Source organism: Paenibacillus sp. cl123, from assembly GCF_900101595.1.
GTDB lineage: Bacteria > Bacillota > Bacilli > Paenibacillales > NBRC-103111 > Paenibacillus_G.
The window spans coordinates 201,002-225,772 of the sequence record NZ_FMYY01000009.1 but is presented as its reverse complement, the minus strand read 5'-3'; the positions used below and the strand labels follow the sequence as shown (position 1 = coordinate 225,772).

Genomic DNA, 24,771 nt, shown 5'->3' with positions numbered 1-24,771 from the left:
TGTCCTTAGTACGAGAGGACCGGGATGGACGTACCGCTGGTGTACCAGTTGTCTCGCCAGAGGCACGGCTGGATAGCCAAGTACGGCAGGGATAAGCGCTGAAAGCATCTAAGCGTGAAGCCCCCCTCAAGATGAGATTTCCCAGTAAGTAAGACCCCTTGTAGACGACGAGGTAGATAGGTTCGGGGTGGAAGCGCGGCAACGTGTGGAGCTGACGAATACTAATCGGTCGAGGGCTTATCCTATAGGTTTACGGAGTAAACCACTTCGTAAGCTAGCTAAAAGCATTCAGCATGCTAAGTTTCGTATCCAGTTTTCAAGGCGCAAGCTTTGATTGTAGGGCTTGGAGAGATACCCAAGTGGCTCAAGGGGACCCTCTGCTAAGGGGTTAGACTGCGTAAGTGGTGCGAGGGTTCGAATCCCTCTCTCTCCGTTTTACTCATATGGCGGCGTAGCTCAGCTGGCTAGAGCGTACGGTTCATACCCGTAAGGTCGGGGGTTCGATCCCCTCTGCCGCTACCATTTATTTTAATGAAGTTTTGAACGCGTGGAGGCTTAGCTCAGCTGGGAGAGCATCTGCCTTACAAGCAGAGGGTCGGCGGTTCGATCCCGTCAGCCTCCACCATAATTTAATATGCCGCTGTAGCTCAACTGGTAGAGCAACTGACTTGTAATCAGTAGGTTGGGGGTTCAAGTCCTCTCGGCGGCACCATTTCATGAGGAGCCGTGGTGTAGAGGCCTAACATGCCTGCCTGTCACGCAGGAGACCGCGGGTTCGAATCCCGTCGGCTCCGCCATGAATATACTTTCTTTTATAGGGATGAGAACCCTTGGGTTCGTCGGAGCATAAGCTTCGATAGCGATACATCACAGTCTCGAAGTGAAACGAGAGCATCCCGTCGGCTCCGCCATGAATATATTTTCTATTGCTTTGATAGCGCTGCATCGCAGTTACGGACTGGCATGTAGAGCGTCGAGCCGATTATTCCTATTGAACATATGGCTCGGTAGCTCAGTCGGTAGAGCAGAGGACTGAAAATCCTCGTGTCGGCGGTTCGATTCCGTCCCGAGCCACCATAGTACCATGGAGGCTTAGCGAAGTGGCCAAACGCAGCAGACTGTAAATCTGTTCTCTGACGAGTTCGGTGGTTCGAATCCATCAGCCTCCACCATTCATTTCGAGCCATTAGCTCAGTTGGTAGAGCACCTGACTTTTAATCAGGGTGTCGTAGGTTCGAGTCCTACATGGCTCACCACTATACGTTCAAAATGTCAGACCCTTTCCTATTGGAAAGGGTCTTTTGGTATATTCGCAAGCAAATGGAGTAAAGGCAAAAGACCTGACGGCGATAGTCAGGTCTGCGATATGGGCTATCGGCTTAAGTCCGATAATGGTTGTATTCGTGTGGCCAACGTTCAGACGAGCGGTCAATGACTCACCAGCCGGAGTTCAATGCATGCTTTTTCAGGTAGTCGGCGGTTCTGTGAGCCAGTGCTATCACCGTATTGGTGGGATTGCCGGCGCCGGATGTCACGAACATGCTGGCGCTGCACAGAAAAAGATTCGGGATGTCATGCGATTGACCGTAGCTGTTGACGACTGAGGTTGTAGGATCATGCCCCATCCGGCAGCCGCCCATCAAGTGAGCGGTATCGGGTACGACGAACTCAGGACGCCCCCCGGCCGCTTCGAGTATGGCTTCCATGCGCCCGATCGCATGATCAATCAGCCGTTTGTCATTGTCTCCATAGCTGAAGGTTACACGGGCGACAGGCATCCCGTGGGCATCCTTCTCCTCGCTAAGCGTGATCCGGTTCCGAGGATCGGGAAGCACCTCGCCGACCATTGTGATGCGCGCGTAGTAATTGTAGTCCAGCAGCGTCTCTCGCAGGCGTCTTCCCCATAAGGGGGCATGGCCCTGGCCCATTGACTTGGAGATGCCCTGGGCGAAGCTGACGGGTTTGACGCCATGGGCGTGAAGGGTGTAGCCCTTGACGAATCCCCGGTCTGCCGAGGTCGCATAAAACTCCTGGGTCGTAGCGAGTACGGGGGTTCCTTTGTAGAGACGGACCTCTTGATCGAAGCGGGCATACATATCATGGCTGCTGTGCGTCATGAAGGATTGTCCGACAGTGCCGCTCCGATTGGCCAGTCCGTCCGGGAAAAGTGCATTCGCCGAGTTCAGCAGCAGGCGCGGAGTTTCGATGACATGCGCGGCCACGATGACGACCCGCGCCCGCTGTTCATAGGTTTCGCCGTCATGCACGAAGGTGACGCCGGTAGCTTTGCCTGCCAGGTCCGTATGGATGCGGAGGACGGTACAATTGGGAAGCACCTCTGCCCCGGCCTGTATAGCTTTGGGAATATGAACGATAAGCGTGCTGAACTTGGCATTCGGCATACAGCCCTGCTGGCAAAATCCGCGATTGATACAGGGAGGGCGGTTTTCGAACGGAGCGGATAGAATAGCCAGCGGAGTGACTGTCCAAGGTATGCCGAGCCGTTCACAACCTTGCGCAAAGAGTTGGGCGTTGGGACTGATAGGATCGCGCTCCGGGTACGGATAAGGGCCGCGGAAAGGCCCCCAAGGAAAATGCCGGGGACCGGAGACCGCTATCTCCCGTTCGACTTTGTCATAATAAGGCTCCAGCTCCGCGTAAGTGATCGGCCAGTCTTCTCCGATTCCCTCAAGCGTATGGCTTTGAAAATCGGTTTCATGAAAACGCAGAAACACACCTGTGAAATGAGTCGTTCCTCCGCCCACTCCCCAGCCTGAATTATTCGCGCCCATCTCCAACGGATCGGCGCCATCGACGATGCGGGTATCCTGCCACCCCAGGCTCCGCATGGCCAGCTCATCACTGGCGAAATCATGCTGGGGGTCGCGGAAGGGGCCGGACTCAAGCACGACAACCTTCATATTCGCTTCGCTAAGCTCTTTGGCCAGCACGCCTCCGGAAGCGCCGGCTCCCACGATGACGACATCCACCTCCTGGCCTTCGTACCTACGCTTGATCATGATGATTATTCCTCCTAATCTCTCGGGCTTCCCAAGGGTCAGGCTCGCCGGGATGCATCCGAACATATCCCCGGGGATAGGCGGGACCGCCATGCCCGATCTCGGACCATATTTCGGGATGGGAATAATAAGCATCAATCGTCAAGCTAAGGAGTTTGCTGAACCATATTTGGGGCGGCGTTTTGCTCCATAAATCATAATACGGCATTTCTCCCAGGCTGAGCTCTTCCAGAATCGACTGCTTATGTACAGCATCCAAGTGGAAAAAATGCTTGGTATACATGGTCTGACAAAAAGTGTCCAGAGCATGAAGACCTGATCGAAGAAGCTCCGGAGCAGGGGGGAGATCCGGCTGCCGGTGGCTTTCCTTGCCCTCGGACATGGTGCGGTCTATGTGGTCCAGTACGAATTGCATGACTTCGGGGCGATCGTCATCCATGAGCAGGCTGCAGAGAGCACGCAGCAGTTCGGCTTCGACCGGCGTCAGCCATGTATATTGGCCGGATGTGTGCAGACGGCCTGAGACGAGACGGCGGGTATGTTCATCCCACTCTGCTTGCTGGCTCATGATATCGTAGGCCGGATAACGGGTTAGACGCTTGATGGGCATAGCTGCCGCTTCACCTCCAGTAATAAGCAAGCAGGCCGATAACGCTGATGCCGCCGAAAAGCACCGGCATGACGAGCGGAGGTCCTGTCAGAAAGTTGCGCATCGAGTAACCTCCGACGCGGACGCCAACGCCATGCACATGGAAATACAGACCGGCTGCCCCGATCCCGGCACCTACCCACATCAGGCCGGAGAAGAGGACGAGCAGCGGCGTGCTGCGCAAATAGGCAAGCCATAATGCGGTCAAGCTAAAGACCGGAGCGGCGGCAACCGGCGTCCACATGGATTTATAAGAAAATAGTTTCTTGTAATGGGATAACGTTACGTGTGTGCCGAGGGCCAGGTAGGCGAGGCCCACGAATAAGTAGACCAATCGTTCCAAAGGCCAATCGTTCCAATTCATTACAACATTTAGCCTCCCGTATAGAAGTGATTACGAATTTCAAGGCAGCTTGCCAGGGGCGGAGCATCTATTTTGCAGGGAGCAGTTGAATTTTTCCCATAATTCAAGAATTTATCCTGAAATTAGGACGTGACGAAATGTTATAGCACATTTCTGCCAATGCAGGGAACTGTTTCTGAAGACCTTGAGAAGGATTTTCCGTACCACGTTCATCCAGTGTTATATACATGGCTGATAGATATGCGGTAAAGCCTTATGTAATACGGCTTTGCTGCATAATCCGGCATACCGGGCCGTTTGGCAGAGCTCCGGAGGATGGATGGACGGGGCTGGTTGTTTGTGGTGCCGCTGGAAGCAAGACACGAACAAAGGAAATTTTTGCGGAGTGCGATAGGTTTTTCTCCCATGGTAATCTGTGAGTGCAAGGGCAATGATTGCCCATAGATGAGAATAACTAACAACTCAGGAGGAACATCATGAAGATTTCGCACCTCGCACTCCGCACCGCAGGACTGACCGCCGCTATCACCGTTATGCTGACGGGAGCGCTTGCAGGCTCTGCCTCTGCCGCTTACGATGATATGGATGCCGTATCGCTTGCCAAGAAAATGGTCGGCAAAACCTATACGGCCAGCGGCGAAACCCCAAGCCAGGGCTTCGACGCATCCGGACTTGCTTATTACGTCTTCCGGATGCTTGATTATAATATTCCCCGTAAGATGGACGATCAGTTCAGCATGAGCAGTCCCCTCGTCAAGTCGCTTGGCGCCGCGCAGTCGGGCGATCTTCTGTTCTTCGGCTCGAGCCCAAACAAACCGAGCTTCTCCGGCATCTATGTCGGCGACGGCAAGATGGTGATGGCTTCGAACTCGAAGGATAAAGTCGTGACTCGTTCGGTCAATGACTTCAAAAGCCAGTACCTCGGCGGGCGTCGCGTCCTTTCCGGCAATGACAGGCTTCGCGCCAATCTGATTCTGACGGCGCAGCAGTATTTGGGCGTCCCTTACGACTTTGGCGCGAAGTACGGCCAGACCAAAACCTTTGATTGCTCCTCCTTCATGAAATGGGTCTTCAATAAATACGACATCGAGCTGCCTCGGGTATCCCGCGATCAAGCCAAGGAGGGGACATATGTCAGCCGCAGCAACCTGAAAGCAGGCGATCTTGTTTTCTTCACGACGAAAGATTCGGGCGGCAAAATTGGCCATGTCGGCATGTATGTAGGCGACGGCATGATGATTCATACTTATGGTGAGGGCGGCGTCAAGTTCGGTACGATTGAGAGCGGCTGGTGGGACGATCATTATGTGACAGCCCGCCGCGTCATCAAGTAGGCAGGGGCCAGAGAACTGAATATAGATGAATAAACCTGAGAAAGGGAGCCGCGGCTCTCTTTTTTCTTTGAGCCCATATCCCTACAAGCGCAGGCATATGGCTCCAATGAGCTATAGGCTCCGTCAGGATATCGAACGGACTGCTTGGCCGATGTCCGGATAAGGAAGCTCCTTTATTGTCCTGGGGGAGGTTTGTGCTACAATATAGAGAGAAAGCCCGGCATCGGGCGAGTCAACAGAGAGAACGTTTGCGGCGGGCTTGGACGCTATGTGCTGGACAGGTCGGCGGCAGCTAAGGAGAGGGAGCCTCAGGATGGATTGGGAACTCGTACGACGGCAGATGCAGGACGTATTGGGTATTGCGGTTAACAGCATGAAACGATCGGCCGAGGAATGGGCCAAGCTGGCCAAGGAACAAGGAGCCGGCCCCATCGGCGCAGATCCCGGTGTGACAGATGGCGATTATGTGTATATTCCTGTTCAGCAGGAAAGTCAGGATATGCTGCTGTTCCAATTTCCCGCAGCCGGTATCACGGACAGGGAACGGGCGCTGATCGGCTTGATGCTGGATGCCCGCAAGACGCAAGAACGTAAAGCTGCGGCGCCCAGCGGAGAAGAGGAGCGCAAGGCATCTCTGATCCGGGAGTGGTTCAAAGGCCAGCAGGAGCTCGGTTATACGCAGGCTGAGCTGCCCGATGCGCTCGTTTCGCAGATGTCGCTTTACTCCACGAAGATCCCGCTGCTCGTATACGTCGATCAGACGACGTCGCGAAGGGTTCATTATACGGATCTGAAGAAGCTGCTGGAATCGTTTTTCGATGCTTCAATCACGTTGATTCCGCTGACGGACAAGGAATGGCTGGTGCTCGGGCCGGAGAAAATATTGGCGATGGACGGCGGAGAAGACCGTCCCGACACGTCGGAGGAATCCTTGGAGGACCGGCTGGCCGCCCTCGGCTACGGGCTTCATGAGATGCTGGAGAACGAATGGGTCGGCGAATGCCATCTGGCGGTCCACTATCCGATGCTGCCGGCCAAATCTTTATACTCCGCTATCCTGCAGCTGCGGGAAACGATCATGCTCGGCCGCACCTACCATATCGGGAGCAATATGCATCTGCCATGGGAGCTGCAGCTGGAGAAGCTTGTCCATCTGATCCCCGACAGCGAGAAAGCCAGCTTCCTGGAGCGGGCGCTGAAGCGGCTCGATCTGGCCTTCGATCCGGAGACGATGACGACACTGGACCATTTCTTCCAGTTGGACTGCAATGTCAGCGAGACAGCCAAAAAGCTGTATATTCACCGCAACACGCTGCTCTACAGACTGGACAAGTTCAAGCAGGAGACGGGATTGGACGTGCGGACATTCAACCATGCGGTGCTTGTGAAGATCGCCATGTTATTGTACAAAGTAACGAAAAGAAAGTAATTTTTTTGTGAAGATTGTGCATAGTCATCCTAAGGGTTGGTGGGGTATGATTTAAACATATTCAGATACCATCTCGTAGGGGGAATTAATCATGGCAGGTGTACGTTTGAACCACATCGTTAAAAAATACCCGGGTGCAACGGAATCAACGGTTAAAGACTTCCATTTGGACATCAAGGATAAAGAGTTTCTCGTACTCGTAGGAGCTTCCGGTTGTGGGAAATCGACGACACTTCGTATGATCGCAGGCCTGGAGGAAATCACGGAAGGCGAACTTTATATCGGCGACCGCTTGGTGAATGACGTAGCTCCTAAAGACCGCGACATCGCGATGGTGTTCCAGTCTTACGCTTTGTATCCGCACATGAACGTATACCAAAACATGGCTTTCGGTTTGAAGCTGCGTAAGTTCAAGAAAGCCGACATCGATGCCCGCGTCCGCGAAGCGGCGAAGATCCTCGACATCGAGCATCTGCTCGATCGCAAGCCGAAGGCTCTCTCCGGCGGTCAGCGTCAACGTGTTGCCTTGGGCCGCGCTATCGTCCGTGAACCGCAAGTGTTCCTGATGGATGAGCCGCTCTCCAACTTGGATGCCAAGCTCCGCGTACAGATGCGCGCTGAAATCACGAAGCTGGTTAAGCGTCTGGAAACGACGACTGTCTATGTAACGCATGACCAAACAGAAGCAATGACGATGGGCGACCGTATCGTCGTTATGGATAAAGGCATCATCCAACAGGCTGCTACGCCTGAAGAAATTTATAACTACCCGGTTAACATGTTCGTTGCGGGCTTCATCGGTTCCCCGTCCATGAACTTTATTAACGGCAGCTTCGCTGAGCAAGGCGGCAATTTGTACTTCCGCGCTTCCGGCGTTAACCTTCAAATTCCTGAAGGCAAAGCGAAAATTTTGCGTGACAAAGGTTATGCGAACAAAGAAGTTATTCTCGGCGTGCGCCCTGAAGATCTTCACGAAGAAGCTATCTTCATCGAAGCTTCCCCGAACTCGGTCGTTAACGCTCATATCGAAGTTTCTGAAAACCTTGGTCATGAGATGCAAGTTCACTTGGCTGGACTCGGAACCAACAACATCGTCGCTCGTGTTGACGGACGTTCCGGTTTCCACGAAGGTCAAAACGTTAAGCTCGCTATCGATATGAACAAAGTTCACTTCTTCGATAAAGAAACGACTGCTTCCATCCTGTTGAACGCTTAATTCGATCGATACTCGAAACCAGCCTGGTTCAGGCTGGTTTTTTTGGTTTCTGCAGACGAGCGGCACGCCCGGAATAACGTAAGCTGTTGATTTATGAGCGCGATTCCGATACGATGAGCATATTGGGATAAAAAGGAGACGAACCACTTGGGTAAAAAAGTCAGAGTAGCGGACATGGTGAAAGAGTTCCAGTTGGAAGTCATTTGCGGCGAAGAAGGCTTGAAGCGGCCGATTGTGACCGCCGACTTGTACCGGCCGGGCTTGGAGATGGCAGGATACTACGAATTTCATCCGCATGATCGCGTTCAGATTCTCGGCAAGACGGAGCTGACCTTCTTCGAGGGCTTGACACCCGAATTCCGGACGGAGCGGATGAACTGGCTTTGTGCGCCCCAAGAGACGCCTTGCATTATTATAAGCCGCGGTATGGACGTGCCGATCGAGCTGCTGCAAGCGGCCGGAGAGCATCAGGTGACGGTGCTCCGCACGCCGATGGCAACTACGATACTGGCCAGCCGGCTGACGAATTTCCTGGAAAACCGGCTTGCTCCTTCGACTACGATTCATGGTGTACTGGTCGATGTGTACGGGATCGGGATGCTAATATCCGGTTCAAGCGGCATCGGGAAAAGCGAAACTGCACTGGAGCTGGTCAAGCGCGGCCATCGGCTCATAGCGGATGATGCGGTTGAAATCCGCCAGACGGCCGACCATACGCTGATCGGGAATGCGCCGGAACTGATTCGTTACTTGCTGGAAATTCGCGGGATAGGCATTATCAATGTCATGACCTTGTTCGGAGCGGGAGCCGTGAGAACGGCCAAGAAAATCTCGGTCGTTTGCAAGCTGGAGAATTGGCAGCAGGATAAGCAGTATGACCGGCTTGGCCTTGACGAAGAAACGACGCGGATTATCGATACGGATATTCCACTCGTTACGATCCCCGTTCGTCCGGGACGCAACTTGGCCGTAATTATTGAAGTGGCGGCGATGAATTATCGGCTGAAGCGGATGGGTTATAACGCGGCGCTGCAGTTCACCAATAAACTGACGGAATCGTTGAATGACGATATGGATGATCTGGAATAGAAATTCGATATTAAGGAAGACCATAAGGGAGACGAAAGCGTATGTTTTTTGTTCTGAATCCAATCGCATTCTCGCTCGGGCCGATCAGCGTGCATTGGTACGGGATCATTCTCGGGACAGCGGCTTTAGTAGGTCTGATGCTCGCCATTCAGGAAGGCAAGCGCTTCGGCATTCCTTCCGATTTTTTCATGGACCTGCTCTTGATCGGCGTGCCGTCCGCAATCGTGGGTGCGAGAATTTATTATGTGGCCTTCCAGTGGGAGGATTATAAGGATAACTGGGTCGATGTATTCAAAATTTGGAATGGCGGGATCGCCATCTACGGAGCGCTCATCGGGGCGATCATCGCGGCGGTTTTTTATGTCCGGCGCAAGGGCTATTCGTTCTGGCGGATCGCGGATATTTGCGCGCCCGGGTTGATCGTAGGGCAAGCGATAGGGCGGTGGGGCAACTTCGTGAATCAGGAGGCTCATGGCGGACCTGTGCTGGAGTCATTTCTGCGCGATAATCTGCATCTGCCGAATTTTATCGTGAACCAGATGCTGATCGAAGGCCAACATTATCACCCGACCTTCCTGTATGAATCGGTATGGAATTTGCTCGGGCTCGTTCTGCTGTTCGTGCTGCGCAGACAGAAATTTTTGCGTGCGGGCGAGCTGTTCCTGAGCTACTTCATCTGGTATTCGATCGGCCGTTTCTTTATCGAAGCGCTCCGGACGGACAGTCTGGACTTTACAGGACCGCAATGGCTGGCTTCCTTGATGAACGGAATGTGGTCGCCGATGAACGCCATGGGCTTTGAGCAAGGGGTATTGACATATGGAGGCAATGTGCGGATTTCCCAGCTGCTGGCTGTTCTGATCGTGCTGGCTGCTATCGTATTGATCATAGTGAGAAGAAAGACGGGAGCTTCTGCGGAGCGGTACAGCGATCCTATCGTATCTACGAAAACTGAGGCCCATGCTGCCCAGGCTGCTGCGACCGGTGCTGCAGGAACGGCAGAGGCTTCTGCCCCAGGGCATCCGGCGTCTGTGGACGCGCGCGATTCGCATGACTCTACGCCGGAAGCTGCAGCTCCCGACAACCGGACGAGCGAAGACAACGGGAGCTCGTCGGCGGACAGGGAAGCGGGAGAGCAGGAGAAGCGCTAGAGAGCGCCAAGAAGACGAAACGGCTTGGCAAGCTTGAGCATCGAACATCGAGAGCCGGATGCCGGCGACAGACAGAGGGAGTGCGGAATTATGATCCAGACGGTGTTGTTTGATTTGGACGGAACGATACTCGATACGAATGAATTGATTATTCAGTCGTTTCTACATACCTTTACAGGCATAACGGAGGAGCCGGTAACCCGGGAGCATATTATCCCGAATATGGGACGTCCTCTGCTGGAGCAGATGGTGTTTTTCTCCGGGCGGGAGGAAGTCGAGGATCTGGTGCTGAAGTATCGCGCCTACAATATCGGCCGCCATGATGAGCTGGTAACGGCATTCCCCCATGTTCCGGAGACGCTGGCCCGACTGAAGGAAGCCGGCGTCAAGCTGGGGGTTGTCACGAGCAAAATCCGCAAAACGACGGAAATGGGTCTTCGGCTGACCGGCATCTACGATTATTTTGATGCTATTGTGACCGTGGAAGAGGTGAAGCAGCCGAAGCCGGATCCAGAGGGAATCCTGGCCGCGCTGGAGCTGATCGGGGGAGAAGCCTCGAGCGCTCTGATGGTCGGGGACAGCCATTACGATCTGGAGGCCGCCCGGAGAGCGGGCATCCCGTCCGTCGGCGTCTCGTGGTCGCTCAAGGGCACCGACTATTTGCGCGCTTACGATCCGACCTATGTCATAGATGATATTCGTGAATTATTGCCGATCGTCGGCATCGAAGGGGACATTTTGCTTGAGACAGACGGAACGATTTCCGGTGGAAGGGCCTAACTCGTTATGGCAGGTGTACAGCACCATCAGCCGCTGGAAGGCCGTCCGTAATTTCATCTGCATTCAAATCTCCAGGTATGCGCCCTCCCTTCCCCTGAAACGGTGGATTTACCGCCGTATGCTGGGGATGAAGGTGGGGGAGCATGCTTCTTTTGCCTTGATGGTGATGGTGGACGTATTTTTCCCAGAGAAGATCGAGGTCGGAGACAATACGATTATCGGGTATAATTCGACGATTCTGACTCATGAATACTTGATTAAGGAATACCGGCTGGGACAAGTAAAGATCGGCTCGCATGTGATGATCGGGGCCAATACGACGATACTGCCGGGGGTGACGATCGGGGACCATGCCGTCGTGGCCGCAGGCTCGGTCGTTCACAAGGACGTGGCTCCTTACAGCTTTGTCGGGGGCAATCCGCTTCGGGTCATCCGGGAGGACGTGCGGACAGAAGAGTCCTGACACCTGCGGAAGGGAGCAAGCGGGGCTCGGGAGAAGCGATCTTTTGAGCACATCTAAGGTATATCGCGAGTGCTCCCAGATACCCCCAAGCGACTCCGAGGAGCGTCTCAGGCACATCACGGCCACCTTAATCAGGGCACATCCTAAGGCATTCCCGGCACCCCTAGGTACACCCCAGGCTCGTCCTCTGCCGCATTCCCGACACCATTGACGGGTTTCGTGATCCGTGGTAGACTTACGAATACATTCTTTATTTAGGTAGCATGGTAGCACATTAGCGAACTAAAGCAAATATATTGACGATAGCAGGTGAGGTCCGGTGTCCAAACCGAAGGTATTCGAAAAACCGACAGGTGTAAAAGATTATTTGCCCGAGGCTGCCGCCAAGCTGCGCAGCATCGAGTTCAAAGTGATGCAGTGCATGGAGCGGTGGGGGTATAGAGAGATCATAACTCCAACGCTGGAGTATTACGACACGGTTGGCGTCGCGAGCTCGACCGAGGACCGGAAGCTGTTCAAGCTGCTTGACCGCAACGGGACGACGCTTGTGCTGCGTTCGGACATGACGGCTCCGATCGCGCGGGTGGTATCCTCGCTGCTGAGAGATTACCGCTTCCCGCTGAGGCTGTCCTACCATGCGAACGTATTCCGCGCGATCGAGGCGGAGGCAGGGCGCGACGCCGAGTTTTTCCAGGCGGGCGTCGAGCTGGTCGGAGATGCGTCCAGCGAATCCGACGCCGAAGTCATCGCGCTGGCGGTCGCTTGTCTGAAGGCGGCCGGCGTGCAGCCGTTCAAGATCGCCGTCGGTCATGTCGGCTTCCTGAGCGGATTGTTCCAGGAGACGCTGCATGATAGGCAGGATGCGCAGCTGCAGCTTAAGGCTTGCCTGCTCAGCCGCGATTATGTCGGCTACAGGGAGACGCTGAAGGCGCTCGAGCTGCCGGATTCCGTGGAGGCGGAGCTGGGTGGCATTCTTCGTCTCCGGGGCGGCCAGGAAATTTGCGGCCAGGCGCAGCAGCTGACCAACGACCCGGTGGCGCAGGCGGCGATCGAGCATCTGTGTCAGATGTGGGATGTGCTGGAGGCCTACGGGGTCAGCGAGCATGTGATGATCGACTTGACGATGATCGGAGATTTCTCTTACTACACGGGGATGACGTTCGAAGGGTATGCTTCCGATCACGGATTCCCGGTATGCAGCGGGGGCCGCTATGACAATCTGCTGGCACAGTTCGGCCGGCCCGCGCCGGCGACAGGCTTCGCGCTCAAGACCAACCGCATCCTGGAAGTGGTCGGCAAGGGTGCCGTTCACGAAGAGGGAAGCCGGGTGCTGATCGTCTATACGGCGGCGAATCGCGGGCCGGCGCTGGCTAAGGCTGGAGCGCTGCGCGGCGAGGGGCACGCGGCTGTCGAAACGCTGCTTGTGGCCGACAGCGGGGAATACGAATCGGCAGCGCAGCCGGACGGCTCGGTCGTTGTGCGCGGCGTCGCGTACCGAAGCGTGATTGAGTTTGTGAAGTAAAGGAGCGGCGAACGATGCAGGAATTATTGAAAGTAGCGATGCCCAAGGGGCGCATCTACAAGCAGGCTTCGAAGCTGATGCGCGAAGCGGGGCTGATGATACCGGAGGAGACCGATGAGTCGCGCAAGCTGATCATTGCTGTGCCGGAGGCCAACATGGAATTCATCATGGCGAAGCCGGTTGACGTGCCTACCTATGTGGAGTACGGCGTAGCGGATATCGGGATTGTCGGCAAGGACGTGCTGATGGAGGAGAACCGGGACGTTTACGAGCTGCTGGATCTCGGCATTGCCCGCTGCCGGATGTCCGTGATCGGTCTTCCCGATTGGAAGCCGGTGCTGAATCCGCGGGTGGCGACCAAGTATCCGAATGTCGCATCCCAGTATTTCCGCGAACGCGGTCAGCAGGTGGAAGTAATCAAGCTCAACGGGTCGATCGAGCTGGCGCCGCTGATCGGTCTGGCCGACCGGATCGTGGATATGGTGGAGACGGGCAGCACGATACGGGAAAATGGACTGGCTGAACACGAGACGATCTTCTCGATCACCAGCCGTCTTATCGCCAACCGGGTCAGCTACCGGATGAAAAATAACGCGATCCAGGCCTTGTGCGACCGTTTGCAGCCCGTCATTGCGGCTGCGGTAGCGGCCAAAGGCCAGTAGGCAACATTCAGGAAGGAGGCTCCGCCTATGAAGGTGATGCAGGCATCTGAGTTTTCGTTGAAGCGGGAAGTGGAGTACGGCTCGCCGGAGCAGAATGAAGCTGTCCGGCGCATTATTGAAGAAGTTAGGCAGGGCGGGGACGAGGCGCTTCGCCGCTTCGCCCGGGAATTCGACCGTGTCGAGGTGCAGGAACTGCGCGTGGCCGATCATGAGATTGAAGAAGCTTACCGCAAGGTCGACAGCGAATTTCTGGAGGCGATCCGCGAGGCTGCCGTTAATATCCGCCGGTTTCATGAGAAGCAGCTGCGCTCGTCGTGGATGGATCTGCAGCCGGACGGTACGATTCTCGGCCAAGTGATGCGACCGCTGCGCCGGGTCGGCCTGTACGTGCCTGGCGGCAAGGCGGCTTATCCGTCCTCCGTGCTGATGAATGCGATCCCCGCACAGGTGGCCGGCGTGCCTGAGATCGTGATGGTCACGCCTCCGGCGACGGCTGGGGTGGAAGGCATCGACCCGCACATCCTGGTAGCGGCCGCCGAGGCAGGCGTGCGTGAGATTTACAAGACGGGAGGCGCTCAAGCCGTAGCGGCGCTGGCCTACGGCACGGAATCGATCGCACCGGCCGATAAGATTGTCGGCCCCGGCAATATTTATGTGGCGCTGGCCAAGCGCTACGTATTCGGCGTCGTCGATATCGACAGCATCGCCGGTCCGAGCGAGATCGTCGTGCTCGCCGATGCGTCGGCGGATGCATCCTATATCGCAGCCGATCTGCTGTCGCAGGCGGAGCATGACGAGATGGCGTCGGCGATTCTCGTTACGCCGTCCCAGGAGCTGGCTCAGGCCGTAAAGCAGGAGGTCGGGCGTCAGCTGGCCGAGCTGCCGCGGCGCGAGATCGCGGAGCAGTCAATCCGGGATTACGGCGCGATCTTGACCGTCTCCACGCTGGAGGAAGGGATCGATATCGTCAACCGGCTAGCCCCGGAGCATCTGGAGGTGCTGGTGCAGGAGCCGTTCGCCTATATCGGCAAAATTGAGAATGCGGGAGCGATCTTCCTCGGACCGTACAGCTCGGAGCCGGTGGGCGACTACTTCGCAGGGCCGAACCACGTGCTGCCGACCAACGGCACGGCGCGGTTTTCATCTCCGCTGAACGTGGACCACTTTATGAAGAAATCAAGCGTGATCTATTACAGCAAGGAAGCGCTGCTGCGCGACGGTGGCAAGATCATGTCGCTGGCCCGTCATGAAGGGTTGGAGGCGCATGCGCGCGCGATTGAAATTCGATTGGAGAAAGAAGGGGACTCTCGTGGCTGAACAAGAGCAAGCATCAGCGGCGTCGCAGCCGGTGCGCCGGGCGGAAGTGGCGCGCAGAACCAATGAAACCGACATTAAGCTGGCGTTCCAGGTGGACGGCACCGGCGTATCCGAGATTGAGTCGGATGTGCCGTTCCTCAATCATATGCTGGATTTGTTCACCAAGCACGGCCAGTTCGATCTGAAGGTGGACGCCAGAGGCGATGTGGAGATCGACGATCATCATACCGTCGAGGATATCGGCATCTGCCTCGGGCAGACGCTGCGCGAGGCGCTCGGCGACAAGCGGGGCATCAAGCGGTATGCCAGCGTTTTTATCCCGATGGACGAAGCGCTTGCCCAGGTTATCGTCGATATTAGCAACCGGCCGCATTTCGAATACCGGGCGGAATATCCTTCCGCAACCGTAGGCAGCCTCACGACGGAGCTGGTGCATGAATTTCTGTGGAAATTCGCCCTGGAGGCGCGGATCACGCTGCACGTCATCGTTCATTATGGGCATAACACCCACCATATGATCGAAGCGGTATTCAAGGCGCTCGGACGCGCGCTGGACGAAGCGACGAGCATCGACCCGCGCGTGCAGGGCGTACCGTCGACCAAGGGGGTTCTGTAGCCATGATCGCCATCATCGATTACGGCATGGGCAATCTGCACAGCGTGAGATCGGCGGTCGAGCGGCTCGGTTATGAGGCGCGGATCACATCCGACGAGCGCGAGCTGTTCGAGGCAGACGGCGCGATCCTGCCGGGCGTGGGCGCATTCGGCGATGCGATGGAGCATCTGCGGGCGTCGAAGCTCGATGAGGCGACCAAGGCTTACGCGGCCGGCGGCAAGCCGCTGCTCGGCATTTGTCTCGGAATGCAGCTGCTGTTCACCCGCAGTGAAGAGCACGGAACCACCGAGGGACTTGATCTGCTGCCGGGCGAGGTTGTCCGGTTCCGGGGAGACTACAAGGTGCCGCATATGGGCTGGAACCGGCTAACCTTCCATCAGGAAAATCCGCTGTTTCGCGGTCTGGAGGAGGGGCATGTTTACTTCGTTCATTCCTATCATGCGCTTCCTGAGCGCTCCGGCGATCTCCTCGCTACCACCGACTATTACCAGCAGGTGACGGCCATTGTCGGCCGCCGCAATGTGTACGGCATGCAGTTCCATCCCGAGAAAAGCGGCAGCGTCGGCATGAAGCTGCTGGGCAACTTTCTGGAGCTGTGCACGGCGAAATCCAAGGAATCAAACTAAGGCGCAGTGGAGGAATAAAAATCATGTCTTCATTTATCATTTACCCCGCGATCGATATTCGGGACGGCAAATGCGTTCGTCTCATCCAGGGCGACTACAACCAGGAGACGGTTTATAATGAGAACCCGCTCGAGGTGGCCAAGGCATGGGAAGCCCAGGGGGGCAAATGGATTCATCTGGTTGATCTGGACGGCGCCAAAGCCGGCAAGCCGGTCAATGACAAGCTGATCGGCGATATCGCTCAGGCTGTCGGCGTACCGGTCCAGGTCGGCGGCGGCATCCGGACGGAAGCCGATGTCGATTACTTGCTTTCGCTTGGCGTATCGCGGCTTATTCTCGGCACGGCGGCGATCGAGGATCGCGCGTTCGTCAACCGGGTGCTGCAAAAGCACGGCGAGAGGATCGCGATCGGCCTCGATGCGCGGGACGGCTATGTGGCGACACGCGGCTGGCTGGAGACGTCTTCGGTCAAGGCCGAGGAGCTGGCCGTAGAGCTGGCGCGCGAAGGCGCCCGCACGTTTATCTTCACGGATATTTCCCGCGACGGGATGATGGCCGGTCCGAATGTGGAGGCTATCGTGAACCTGGCGAAAGTATCGGGCCAGACTGTGATCGCTTCGGGCGGCGTAAGCCGGTACGAAGACCTTCAGAAGCTGGCGGAGCATGCGGAGGCAGGCGTCGGAGGCGCTATCGTCGGCAAGGCTCTGTACACAGGCAATATTCAGCTGGCAGAGGCTCATACGCTCGTCTAGCGTAAAGCGGCAGACTCTCGCACGGCGGGAGGCCGCTTCGGGGGACCGGAACGAACCCGAATGCCCTTGCTCCGGTTCTGTGCCGGCACCGGCTTCTGAGGAGCTGACGGCGCGGAGCCGGCGGGGGAAGGTTCGCCGGACTTTCAATAGAAAGGGGTACAGCGATGCTGACCAAACGGATAATTCCTTGTCTTGATGTGAAGGACGGCCGGGTTGTGAAGGGCGTGAACTTCGTCAATCTGCGCGATGCGGGCGATCCCGTCGAGCTTGCGGCTCTCTATGACCGCGAGGGAGCAGATGAGCTGGTGTTTCTCGATATCTCGGCTTCGCATGAGGGCCGGGCGACGATGGTCGAGGTCGTACAGAAGACGGCTGAGCAGGTGACGATCCCGTTCACCGTCGGCGGAGGCATCGCCAGCGTGGACGATATGAAGCGGCTGCTGCGCGCGGGCGCGGATAAGATCGGGATCAACACGGCGGCAGTGCGCAACCCGCAGCTCGTGTCGGACGGAGCGCGCCGGTTCGGCTCGCAGTGCATTGTCGTCGCCGTAGACGCGCGCTTCAACCCGGAGTGGGGCGAGTGGGAAGTATTTACCCACGGCGGCCGCAACGGCACCGGCATGAAGACGCTGGAGTGGGTGAAGGAGATCGAGCGGCTGGGCGGAGGCGAGATTCTGCTGACCAGCATGGACGCGGACGGGACGAAGGACGGCTTCGACCTGCGGTTGACGAAGGCGGTATCGGAGCTGGTATCCATCCCGGTCATCGCTTCCGGCGGCGCGGGCAAGAAGGAGCATTTTTACGACGTGTTCGCTGAGGCGAAGGCGGATGCGGGGCTGGCGGCGACGATTTTCCATTATAAAGAAATGACGATCCAAGAGGTCAAGGACGATCTGTTGGCAAAAGGAGTGGAAGTGCGATGAGCGGCAATAGCGGTACGGCAACAAACCTGGAGGAGCTCGCAAGCTCCATCAAATGGGATGCGCACGGTCTGGTGCCTGCTATCGTGCAGGACGCCGTCAGCAAGGAAGTGCTGATGCTGGCCTATATGAACAGCGAATCGCTGGGCAAGACGCTGGAATCGGGGGAGACCTGGTTCTGGAGCCGCTCGCGCAGCGAGCTGTGGCATAAAGGAGCTACAAGCGGCCATATCCAGAAGGTGCGCTCGCTCCGCTACGATTGCGACGGAGACACGCTGCTGGTGCTGGTCGATCAGACGGGGCCGGCTTGCCATACAGGCAGCTACAGCTGCTTCTCCGGCGAGGCGAAGATCGGCGCGCTGGCAGTTGCGGACGGATCGGCGGCGGAAGCCGGGGGAGCGGCCGCTGCAGACCGCTTCGCGATCCTGAATACGCTTGAGGCTACGATCGCTCAGCGCGACGCAGAGCGTCCGGAGGGCGCTTATACGACCTACCTGTTCGAGAAGGGCGTCGACAAAATTCTGAAGAAGGTTGGCGAGGAGTCGGCTGAGGTCATCATTGCCGCCAAAAACCGCGATCCGGTCGAGCTGCGCTGCGAAGCCAGCGACCTGATCTTCCACCTGATGGTGCTGCTGCGCGAGCAGAAGCTGCCGCTGGATCATGTCCTGCAGGAGCTTGACGCCCGTCATAATAAAAAGAAATAGGAGCTAACGTCTATGCGCATCGATTATCACACGCATCATGTGCGCTGCGGTCATGCGTCGGGAGAGCTCGAGGAGTATGTCATGAAGGGCATTGAGCTCGGATTGGTCCAGCTGGGCCTGTCCGATCACATGCCCTTGCTCCATGTAGACCCGGCGACATACTTGCCCGGCATGGCGATGCCGATGGAGGAGCTGCCGAACTATGCCGAGGAGGCGTTCCGGCTGCAAGAGAAGTATAAGGGCAGGATCGATATCCGTGTCGGACTGGAAGGCGATTATATCGAAGGCTATGAGGCGGAGATCGGACAGATCGTCCGGGCTTATCCTTGGGATTATGTGATCGGCTCGGTGCATTTCCTGGGCGAGTGGGATATTACCGACTACCGTCAGACGGACGGGTGGAAGGAACGCGATGCCTATGAGGTGTACCGCCAGTATTATGACGCGGTAGCCAAGGCGTGCCGCACGGGCTTCTATGATTACATCGGCCATATCGACGTGATCAAGCGGTTCGGCTTCAAGCCGGAGCAGAGCACCCGCAGTCTGGAGAGGGAAGCGCTGGAAGCGGTGAAGGCCGCAGGTCTTGCGATCGAGCTGAACGCGTCGGGTCTGAGGATGCCGGCCGAGGAGATGTTCCCCAGCCGCAGTATGCTGGAGTACGCGCTGGAGCTGGGCATTCCGGTGACGATCGGCTCGGATGCCCATCAGCCGGAACGGCTCGCCCAATATTTGGACCAAGCCGTGGAGTTGTTGAAAAGTGTCGGATTTAACGAATTAGCCACATTTAAAGGCCGGAAACGCACAATGGTGCCTATTGGATTCGACACTTTTTGATGTATAATGAGTGAGGAACATTTTGAAGATTACGTAAAGCTTCACCTGCTGAAAACGCATCGAATCGGAGCACGTCAAACGAACCATGTACCAAGAAGAAAGCGGAGGTAACCATGTATAGCGACAAAATGAAAATTTTCTCGGGTTCGTCCAACCCGAAACTGGCGGAACGCATCTGTGCGGAGCTCGAGGTGCCGCTGGGTCAAATTCAGCTTTCCCGGTTCAAGAGTGGTGAAATTTACTGTCTCTATGAGGAAAGCATCCGCAACTGCGACGTTTTCCTCGTGCAAACGTTCTCTCATCCGATCAACGAGAACTTTATGGAGCTGCTCGTCATGATGGATGCAGCCAAACGTGCATCGGCGAGAACGATCAACCTTGTCGTTCCCTACTATGGTTATTCACGTCAAGAACGCAAAGCCGCTCCGCGGGAGCCGATCTCCGCGAAGCTCGTAGCGGATCTGTTGACGACTGCAGGCGCCGACCGTGTCATCACGATCGATCTGCACGCTCCGGCGATCCAAGGGTTTTTCAACATCCCGGTCGATCATTTGACGGCGCTGGATTTGGTCAGCGACTATATTAAACGCCTGAACATTGTGAACCCGATCATCGTATCCCCGGACGCGGGACGCGCGACGACCGCAGAGAAGATGGCCAACATCCTCGATGCTCCGTTTGCAATGATGATCAAGAAGCGTCCGGCTCATAACGAATCCGTCATCACGCATGTGATCGGCGAGGTCGAAGGGCGCACGCCGATTATTATCGAGGACCTGATCGATACGGGGACGACGATCGTCAACGTAGTCGAGGGGCTGAAGGAACGCGGCGCTCATGACGCTTATGTCTGTGCGACCCACCCGGTATTCTCGGGGCCGGCTCTGCAGCGTCTGGACCATCCGAATATCAAGGAAGTCGTCATCACGGATTCGATCGCGATTCCGGACGACAGCTCCTCGCGCTTCAAGGTGCTGTCCGTTTCCCATCTTCTGGCCGATGCCATCAATATCATTCAGGCCGGAGGCTCGCTCAGCTCTCTGTTCAAGTACGGCGGCGTGTAACGGGACCGGCGGTCCTGAGGCCGCCCGACTATATTATTTACCACTGGAATCCGGCCCGCAAACCCTACGGTTTTGGGCCGGTTTGTGTTATACTTAGGAATCATTAGGTTTCCGGAAAGCAACAGATGATAGCTACCTACCTCGTATTCGGCAGTTATCTCTTCCGGACGGGTCACGGAGGTGCCTTATACCATGGAGAAGAAAAAACGTGTGCTGCCCCACACCAGCACCAATGTCGTTTCGATGAAAATGGACGCCACGTTCTTTTTCGAAAAAGCCGTTCAGTCGATGGACCGGTTTCATTACGATAAGGCATTGAAGTATTTTCGCCGGGCGGCTGAGTATGAGCCGGAGAACCCGGTCAATCATTGCAATCTGGCGGGATTATTGTCCGAGATGGGCAACTATGAGGAATCCAACCTCATCCTGCAGCATGTACTCGATCAAATCGATCCGTCGATGACGGAATGTTATTTTTATATGGCGAACAATTTTGCCAACATGGAGAATTACGAGTCGGCGGAGACGGCCATCGTGCATTATCTGGAGAACGATCCGACCGGGCAGTTTCTCGAAGAGTCGGAGGAGATGATGGAGCTGCTGCGCATCGAGCTCGACCGCCCGACCAAGCTGACGACGATCAAGAGCCGGGAAGGCATGTTCGAGCATGACCGCGCCCGCAGCATGCTGGAGGAGGGCAAGTTCTCCGAGGCGGTGCGCATCCTGGAGAGTCTCGTCCGCAAGCATCCGGACTTTATGGCGGCACGCAACAATCTGGCGCTGGCTTATTACTACATGGGCCAATTCGAGCGGTCGGTGCAGATGATCCGCGAGGTGCTGGAGCTGGAGCCGGGCAATCTGCATGCGCTTTGCAACCTGGCAATCTTCTATCAGCATTTCGGAGATAAGGAGAAGCTGTCCGGACTGCTGGAAATTTTGCGCAAAACCTACCCGTTCCATCAGGATCATGTGTTTAAGCTGGCTACGACAATGGGTATTTTAAGTGAGCATGACAAAGCTTACCGCTTGTTCAAGCGGCTGCTCAAAACCGGCGAAGCGGGCCTTGATCCCTGCTTGTTTCATTACGCCGCCGTAGCGGCTTACAGCACGAACCGGATGGCGGAAGCGGAACGGCTTTGGCGGCAGACCGAGAAGTTCGATCCCGGTTCGGACATTCCGAGGTTCTATCTGAACGTGCTGTCCCGGATTCGGGAGGATGAGCCGAAGCCGTCGGTCAGCTATCACTATCATCTGCCGTTCGAAGAGCAGTTCCGCGGCCTGGAGAAGATAGAAGGCGGGCTGCCGGACCATCTGAAAAAGGACCCTCTCGTTCGTTCCTCGTTCTTCTGGGCGCTGCGTCATGGCGATATGGATACGAAGCTGCAGGTGATTCAGGCGTTCGGGCTGATCGGTGACGATGAGGTGAAGGATGCGCTGACCGCCTTCATCCAGGAGCCGGACGAAGACGATTATCTGAAGAAGATGGCGGTGTTTGTGCTTCGAAGCATAGGAGTGAAGGAGCCGCTGCCTGCCGTGCTGGAGGGCCGGGAGACGACGGTAACGCCTTCGCCGCCTTCGCCCAATCTGCCGGTCTGGGACCGCAAGTGGCAGTCGGTGATGGAGCTGGCGCTCAGCCAGATGGCCAAACGGTACGATATGGTCCAGCAGTACGATTTGCAGACACTTTGGGTAGAATATTTATCGAGGGTGTTCCCGGCCGTGCCGAAGCTGACGAAGCTGGAGGGCTGGGCCGCAGCTTTGGAATACTGGGTGGCGAAGATGCACCGGCGTCCCGTCAGCTTCCAGGAGACGGCGGAGCGCTACGGCGTGTCGGTCGTCACCGTGAGCAAGAATGCGAAGCTGATCGATGAAGCTTGCGGCTTGCGAGAGAAAATGGACTCCATCTTCCGGAAGCTGCCGGGGCTGGATTCTCCATCATAAATCATCTATACGAAGAATCGGGTAGGGAGGAGTGTTCGCACCATGCATAAAGTAATCGTTATCGGTACAGGGCCCGCAGGGTTAACGGCGGCGATCTACCTGGCCCGCGCCAATCTGAATCCGCTCGTTATCGAAGGCCCTGAGCCGGGCGGCCAGCTAACGACAACAACGGAGGTCGAGAATTTCCCCGGCTTCCCGGAAGGCATCATGGGACCCGAATTGATGGCGAACATGCGCAAGCAGGCCGAGCGCTTCGGCGCTCAGTTCAAAACGGGCTGGGTGAATAAGGCGGAGCTGTCCCAGCGGCCGTTCAAGCTGAATGTGGAAGGGCTCGGAGACGTGGAAGCGGAATCGCTTATCATCTCCACCGGAGCTTCCGCCAAGCTGCTGGGCATCGCCAATGAGAAGGAAAGTATCGGCCGCGGCGTCAGCACGTGCGCGACCTGTGACGGCTTCTTCTTCCGCGGCAAAAAAATTATCGTAGTCGGCGGCGGAGACTCGGCGATGGAGGAAGCGAACTTCCTGACCCGGTTCGCCAGCGAGGTGAAGCTGGTCCATCGCCGCTCCGAGCTGCGCGCTTCGAAGATCATGCAGGACCGCGCCCGGGAGAACGAGAAGATTGCTTGGGCGTTGAACCGCACTCCGCTCGAGGTGCTTTCCGGCGACAAGGGAGTTACGGGCCTGAAGGTGAGAAATAACGAGACCGGCGCAGAGGAAGTGCTGGAGACGGACGGCATCTTCGTCGCGATCGGCCACACGCCGAACACCGGCTTCCTGAACGGGCAGATCGTCACCGATGAGGTCGGATATATTCTCGTGAAGCCGGGCACTTCCCAGACGAATGTCGAAGGCGTGTTCGCTTGCGGCGACGTCCAGGACAGCAAGTACAGGCAGGCGATTACGGCGGCCGGCAGCGGCTGTATGGCAGCCTTGGACTGCGAGAAATTTCTGGATGGACATATGGTTCACGACTGGAGCCAGTCTCTGTAAAGGATGGCTTGCGCTGCGGCTGCTGCGCAGGACAATGCCAGGACGCAAAGACGCGGAGCGCGATCAGGCTTTCGCGTCTTTCCTATGGAGTCCGCTTGACCTCCCGGCAGCGTTGCCTTATAGTTGGAACAGGAGCGCTCGCTTGCGAGAAGCTTCTCCAGGTGCCGCGCCATGTTCGGCGACGGCCTTGGCGACAGATGCAAGAGATGACAGGTGACGTCCTGCGGTCCATAGAAGGCCGGCGGAGGCGTCGTCTTGGGCTGTGCAAATCAGCCGTTTATTCATAGAGGATTGTATAACGCGCTTATGAGGTGAGAAGCAGGTATGGGAGATCAAGTGTACTTGGGTGTCGATTTGGGTGGAACCGCGATTAAGGTTGGATTGTGCGACGCGGAGGGGAATCTGCTGTCGACGTACGAAGGGCCGACCGGCACGGAGCATGGCTCCGATGTCGTGCTGGAGAATATCGCACAATATGCCCGCAAGATTGTATCCGATTCTGCATACACATGGGAACAGGTGGCTGGAATCGGGGCGGGAATCGCGGGGTTCATGGATATCCCCGAGGGCTTTATCAAGCTGTCTCCCAACCTGGGCTGGCGCAATGTGCCCGTTAAGCGGATTTTGGAAGAGAAGCTTGGCAAGCCGGTAAAGATCGATAACGATGCCAATGTAGCCGCGCTGGGCGAAGCTTGGGCAGGGGCGGGCAAAAATATCCCGAATCTGGTCTGTTATACGCTCGGGACAGGCGTGGGCGGCGGTATTATCGTGAACGGCCGGATCTACCAGGGCTTTAACGGCATGGCCGGCGAACTGGGGCATATCCCGCTCGTGCCGGATCTGGAAGCGGTCGTATGCGGCTGCGGCAAGAAAGGCTGCCTGGAGACCGTTTCCTCGGCCACAGGCATCGTCCGCATGGCGAAGGAAGCTGTCGAGAGAGGCGAGCATACGTCTCTGGCGCTGATCGAGCAGCTGGCGGCTAAGGATGTGTTCGACGCTGCCAAGACCGGCGATGAGACCGCGGGCCGGATCATCAACCGGGCGGCGCTCTACATCGCAAGGTCGATGGCCATCGTATCCGTCATCGTCAACCCGCAGCGGTTCGTCGTTGGCGGCGGGGTGTCCAAGGCAGGCGATATTTTGTTTGACGCGATCCGCTCCTACTATCGCGAATGCGCGCAGGAGACGTCCCAGGAGGGCGTGGACATCGTGCCGGCTATCTTGGGCAACGACGCGGGTGTTGTCGGCGCGGCGGGTCTGAATCTCCGCAGCTAGCGGCGGAGCAGCCGTCCCTCCGTGCCGGATGGCCCGCGGGATGAGCGCGTATC

The 24,771-nt window shown here is 56.7% G+C and carries 23 protein-coding genes, 8 tRNA genes and 1 rRNA gene; 29 read left to right on the top strand and 3 right to left on the bottom strand.

Annotated elements, in window-relative coordinates; all coding sequences use genetic code 11:
- From BLR08_RS16915 to BLR08_RS16875, 9 genes are all read left to right on the top strand, one after another.
- Positions 1-245, top strand: a 23S ribosomal RNA gene (locus BLR08_RS16915); the annotation flags it as partial.
- A 100-nt stretch (positions 246-345) separates the two neighbouring features.
- Positions 346-433 (top strand) — tRNA-Ser (locus BLR08_RS16910).
- Positions 434-445: 12 nt separating this feature from the next.
- Positions 446-522: transfer RNA gene (locus BLR08_RS16905), tRNA-Met, on the top strand.
- A 27-nt stretch (positions 523-549) separates the two neighbouring features.
- Positions 550-625, top strand: a tRNA-Val gene (locus tag BLR08_RS16900).
- Between the two features lie 11 nt (positions 626-636).
- Positions 637-712, top strand: a tRNA-Thr gene (locus BLR08_RS16895).
- A gap of 8 nt (positions 713-720) precedes the next feature.
- Positions 721-797, top strand: a tRNA-Asp gene (locus tag BLR08_RS16890).
- Positions 798-1,001: 204 nt separating this feature from the next.
- Positions 1,002-1,077, top strand: a tRNA-Phe gene (locus BLR08_RS16885).
- A 9-nt stretch (positions 1,078-1,086) separates the two neighbouring features.
- Positions 1,087-1,172, top strand: a tRNA-Tyr gene (locus BLR08_RS16880).
- An 8-nt stretch (positions 1,173-1,180) separates the two neighbouring features.
- Positions 1,181-1,256, top strand: a tRNA-Lys gene (locus BLR08_RS16875).
- A gap of 180 nt (positions 1,257-1,436) precedes the next feature.
- On the opposite strand, the gene BLR08_RS16870 is transcribed toward BLR08_RS16875, so the two are convergent.
- The 3 genes from BLR08_RS16870 to BLR08_RS16860 are packed head-to-tail and all read right to left on the bottom strand — an operon-like array spanning position 1,437 to position 4,033.
- Positions 1,437-3,020, bottom strand: coding sequence for a GMC family oxidoreductase (locus BLR08_RS16870; RefSeq protein ID WP_090586263.1), 1,584 nt, complete (start codon positions 3,018-3,020; stop codon positions 1,437-1,439).
- Positions 3,007-3,630, bottom strand: coding sequence for a gluconate 2-dehydrogenase subunit 3 family protein (locus BLR08_RS16865; RefSeq protein WP_256257686.1), 624 nt, complete (start codon positions 3,628-3,630; stop codon positions 3,007-3,009). The genes BLR08_RS16870 and BLR08_RS16865 overlap by 14 nt, the downstream gene beginning before the upstream one ends.
- 10 nt (positions 3,631-3,640) lie before the next feature.
- Positions 3,641-4,033, bottom strand: coding sequence for a hypothetical protein (locus BLR08_RS16860; RefSeq protein ID WP_072332528.1), 393 nt, complete (start codon positions 4,031-4,033; stop codon positions 3,641-3,643).
- A gap of 476 nt (positions 4,034-4,509) precedes the next feature.
- Here BLR08_RS16860 and BLR08_RS16855 point away from each other — a divergent pair, with 476 nt between their 5' ends.
- The 20 genes from BLR08_RS16855 to BLR08_RS16760 all read left to right on the top strand — a co-directional run bounded on the left by BLR08_RS16855 (position 4,510) and on the right by BLR08_RS16760 (position 24,718).
- The gene (locus BLR08_RS16855; RefSeq protein WP_072332531.1) at positions 4,510-5,367 is read left to right on the top strand and encodes a C40 family peptidase; all 858 of its coding nucleotides are present in this window, start codon (positions 4,510-4,512) and stop codon (positions 5,365-5,367) included.
- 313 nt (positions 5,368-5,680) lie between these two features.
- Positions 5,681-6,796, top strand: a complete 1,116-nt coding sequence (locus BLR08_RS16850) for a PucR family transcriptional regulator (protein WP_072332534.1) — start codon at positions 5,681-5,683, stop codon at positions 6,794-6,796.
- A gap of 91 nt (positions 6,797-6,887) precedes the next feature.
- Positions 6,888-8,012 (top strand): ABC transporter ATP-binding protein, encoded by a 1,125-nt coding sequence (locus BLR08_RS16845; protein ID WP_072332537.1) that lies wholly within the window; start codon positions 6,888-6,890, stop codon positions 8,010-8,012.
- A 147-nt stretch (positions 8,013-8,159) separates the two neighbouring features.
- Entirely contained in the window at positions 8,160-9,101 is a 942-nt protein-coding gene (gene hprK, locus BLR08_RS16840) for an HPr(Ser) kinase/phosphatase (RefSeq protein ID WP_072332540.1), read from the top strand.
- A 41-nt stretch (positions 9,102-9,142) separates the two neighbouring features.
- Complete coding sequence (gene lgt / locus BLR08_RS16835; protein ID WP_083537292.1) at positions 9,143-10,252, top strand: prolipoprotein diacylglyceryl transferase; 1,110 nt, start codon at positions 9,143-9,145, stop codon at positions 10,250-10,252.
- Positions 10,253-10,342: 90 nt separating this feature from the next.
- Positions 10,343-11,032, top strand: coding sequence for a pyrophosphatase PpaX (gene ppaX / locus BLR08_RS16830; RefSeq protein WP_072332543.1), 690 nt, complete (start codon positions 10,343-10,345; stop codon positions 11,030-11,032).
- On the top strand, positions 10,995-11,495 hold the full coding sequence (locus tag BLR08_RS16825) for an acyltransferase (RefSeq protein ID WP_072332546.1): 501 nt from the start codon (positions 10,995-10,997) through the stop codon (positions 11,493-11,495). The genes ppaX and BLR08_RS16825 overlap by 38 nt, the downstream gene beginning before the upstream one ends.
- A 319-nt stretch (positions 11,496-11,814) precedes the next feature.
- Positions 11,815-13,017 carry an ATP phosphoribosyltransferase regulatory subunit gene (locus tag BLR08_RS16820; protein WP_072332549.1) on the top strand — a complete coding sequence of 401 codons (1,203 nt, stop codon included), beginning with the start codon at positions 11,815-11,817 and terminating at the stop codon, positions 13,015-13,017.
- Positions 13,018-13,031: 14 nt separating this feature from the next.
- Positions 13,032-13,679, top strand: coding sequence for an ATP phosphoribosyltransferase (hisG, locus tag BLR08_RS16815; RefSeq protein WP_072332552.1), 648 nt, complete (start codon positions 13,032-13,034; stop codon positions 13,677-13,679).
- A 27-nt stretch (positions 13,680-13,706) separates the two neighbouring features.
- On the top strand, positions 13,707-14,996 hold the full coding sequence (gene hisD, locus BLR08_RS16810; RefSeq protein WP_072332555.1) for a histidinol dehydrogenase: 1,290 nt from the start codon (positions 13,707-13,709) through the stop codon (positions 14,994-14,996).
- On the top strand, positions 14,944-15,612 hold the full coding sequence (hisB, locus tag BLR08_RS16805) for an imidazoleglycerol-phosphate dehydratase HisB (RefSeq protein WP_072332558.1): 669 nt from the start codon (positions 14,944-14,946) through the stop codon (positions 15,610-15,612). Before hisD ends, hisB begins: the two co-directional genes overlap by 53 nt.
- Positions 15,613-15,614: 2 nt before the next feature.
- Positions 15,615-16,238, top strand: a complete 624-nt coding sequence (gene hisH, locus BLR08_RS16800) for an imidazole glycerol phosphate synthase subunit HisH (RefSeq protein ID WP_072332561.1) — start codon at positions 15,615-15,617, stop codon at positions 16,236-16,238.
- 23 nt (positions 16,239-16,261) lie between these two features.
- On the top strand, positions 16,262-16,990 hold the full coding sequence (gene hisA / locus BLR08_RS16795) for a 1-(5-phosphoribosyl)-5-[(5-phosphoribosylamino)methylideneamino]imidazole-4-carboxamide isomerase (RefSeq protein ID WP_072332564.1): 729 nt from the start codon (positions 16,262-16,264) through the stop codon (positions 16,988-16,990).
- A gap of 164 nt (positions 16,991-17,154) precedes the next feature.
- A complete protein-coding gene (gene hisF / locus BLR08_RS16790; protein ID WP_072332567.1) occupies positions 17,155-17,913 on the top strand; it encodes an imidazole glycerol phosphate synthase subunit HisF in 759 nt (252 codons plus the stop codon).
- Entirely contained in the window at positions 17,910-18,614 is a 705-nt protein-coding gene (hisIE, locus tag BLR08_RS16785) for a bifunctional phosphoribosyl-AMP cyclohydrolase/phosphoribosyl-ATP diphosphatase HisIE (protein ID WP_072332570.1), read from the top strand. Before hisF ends, hisIE begins: the two co-directional genes overlap by 4 nt.
- 12 nt (positions 18,615-18,626) lie before the next feature.
- On the top strand, positions 18,627-19,448 hold the full coding sequence (gene hisJ / locus BLR08_RS16780; RefSeq protein ID WP_072332573.1) for a histidinol-phosphatase HisJ: 822 nt from the start codon (positions 18,627-18,629) through the stop codon (positions 19,446-19,448).
- A gap of 113 nt (positions 19,449-19,561) precedes the next feature.
- On the top strand, positions 19,562-20,512 hold the full coding sequence (locus tag BLR08_RS16775) for a ribose-phosphate diphosphokinase (RefSeq protein WP_072332576.1): 951 nt from the start codon (positions 19,562-19,564) through the stop codon (positions 20,510-20,512).
- A gap of 192 nt (positions 20,513-20,704) precedes the next feature.
- Complete coding sequence (locus tag BLR08_RS16770) at positions 20,705-22,453, top strand: tetratricopeptide repeat protein (protein WP_072332579.1); 1,749 nt, start codon at positions 20,705-20,707, stop codon at positions 22,451-22,453.
- 42 nt (positions 22,454-22,495) lie between these two features.
- Positions 22,496-23,443 (top strand): thioredoxin-disulfide reductase, encoded by a 948-nt coding sequence (trxB, locus tag BLR08_RS16765; RefSeq protein ID WP_072332581.1) that lies wholly within the window; start codon positions 22,496-22,498, stop codon positions 23,441-23,443.
- Positions 23,444-23,767: 324 nt separating this feature from the next.
- Positions 23,768-24,718 carry an ROK family glucokinase gene (locus BLR08_RS16760; protein WP_072332584.1) on the top strand — a complete coding sequence of 317 codons (951 nt, stop codon included), beginning with the start codon at positions 23,768-23,770 and terminating at the stop codon, positions 24,716-24,718.
- The last annotated feature ends 53 nt before the right edge of the window (positions 24,719-24,771 follow it).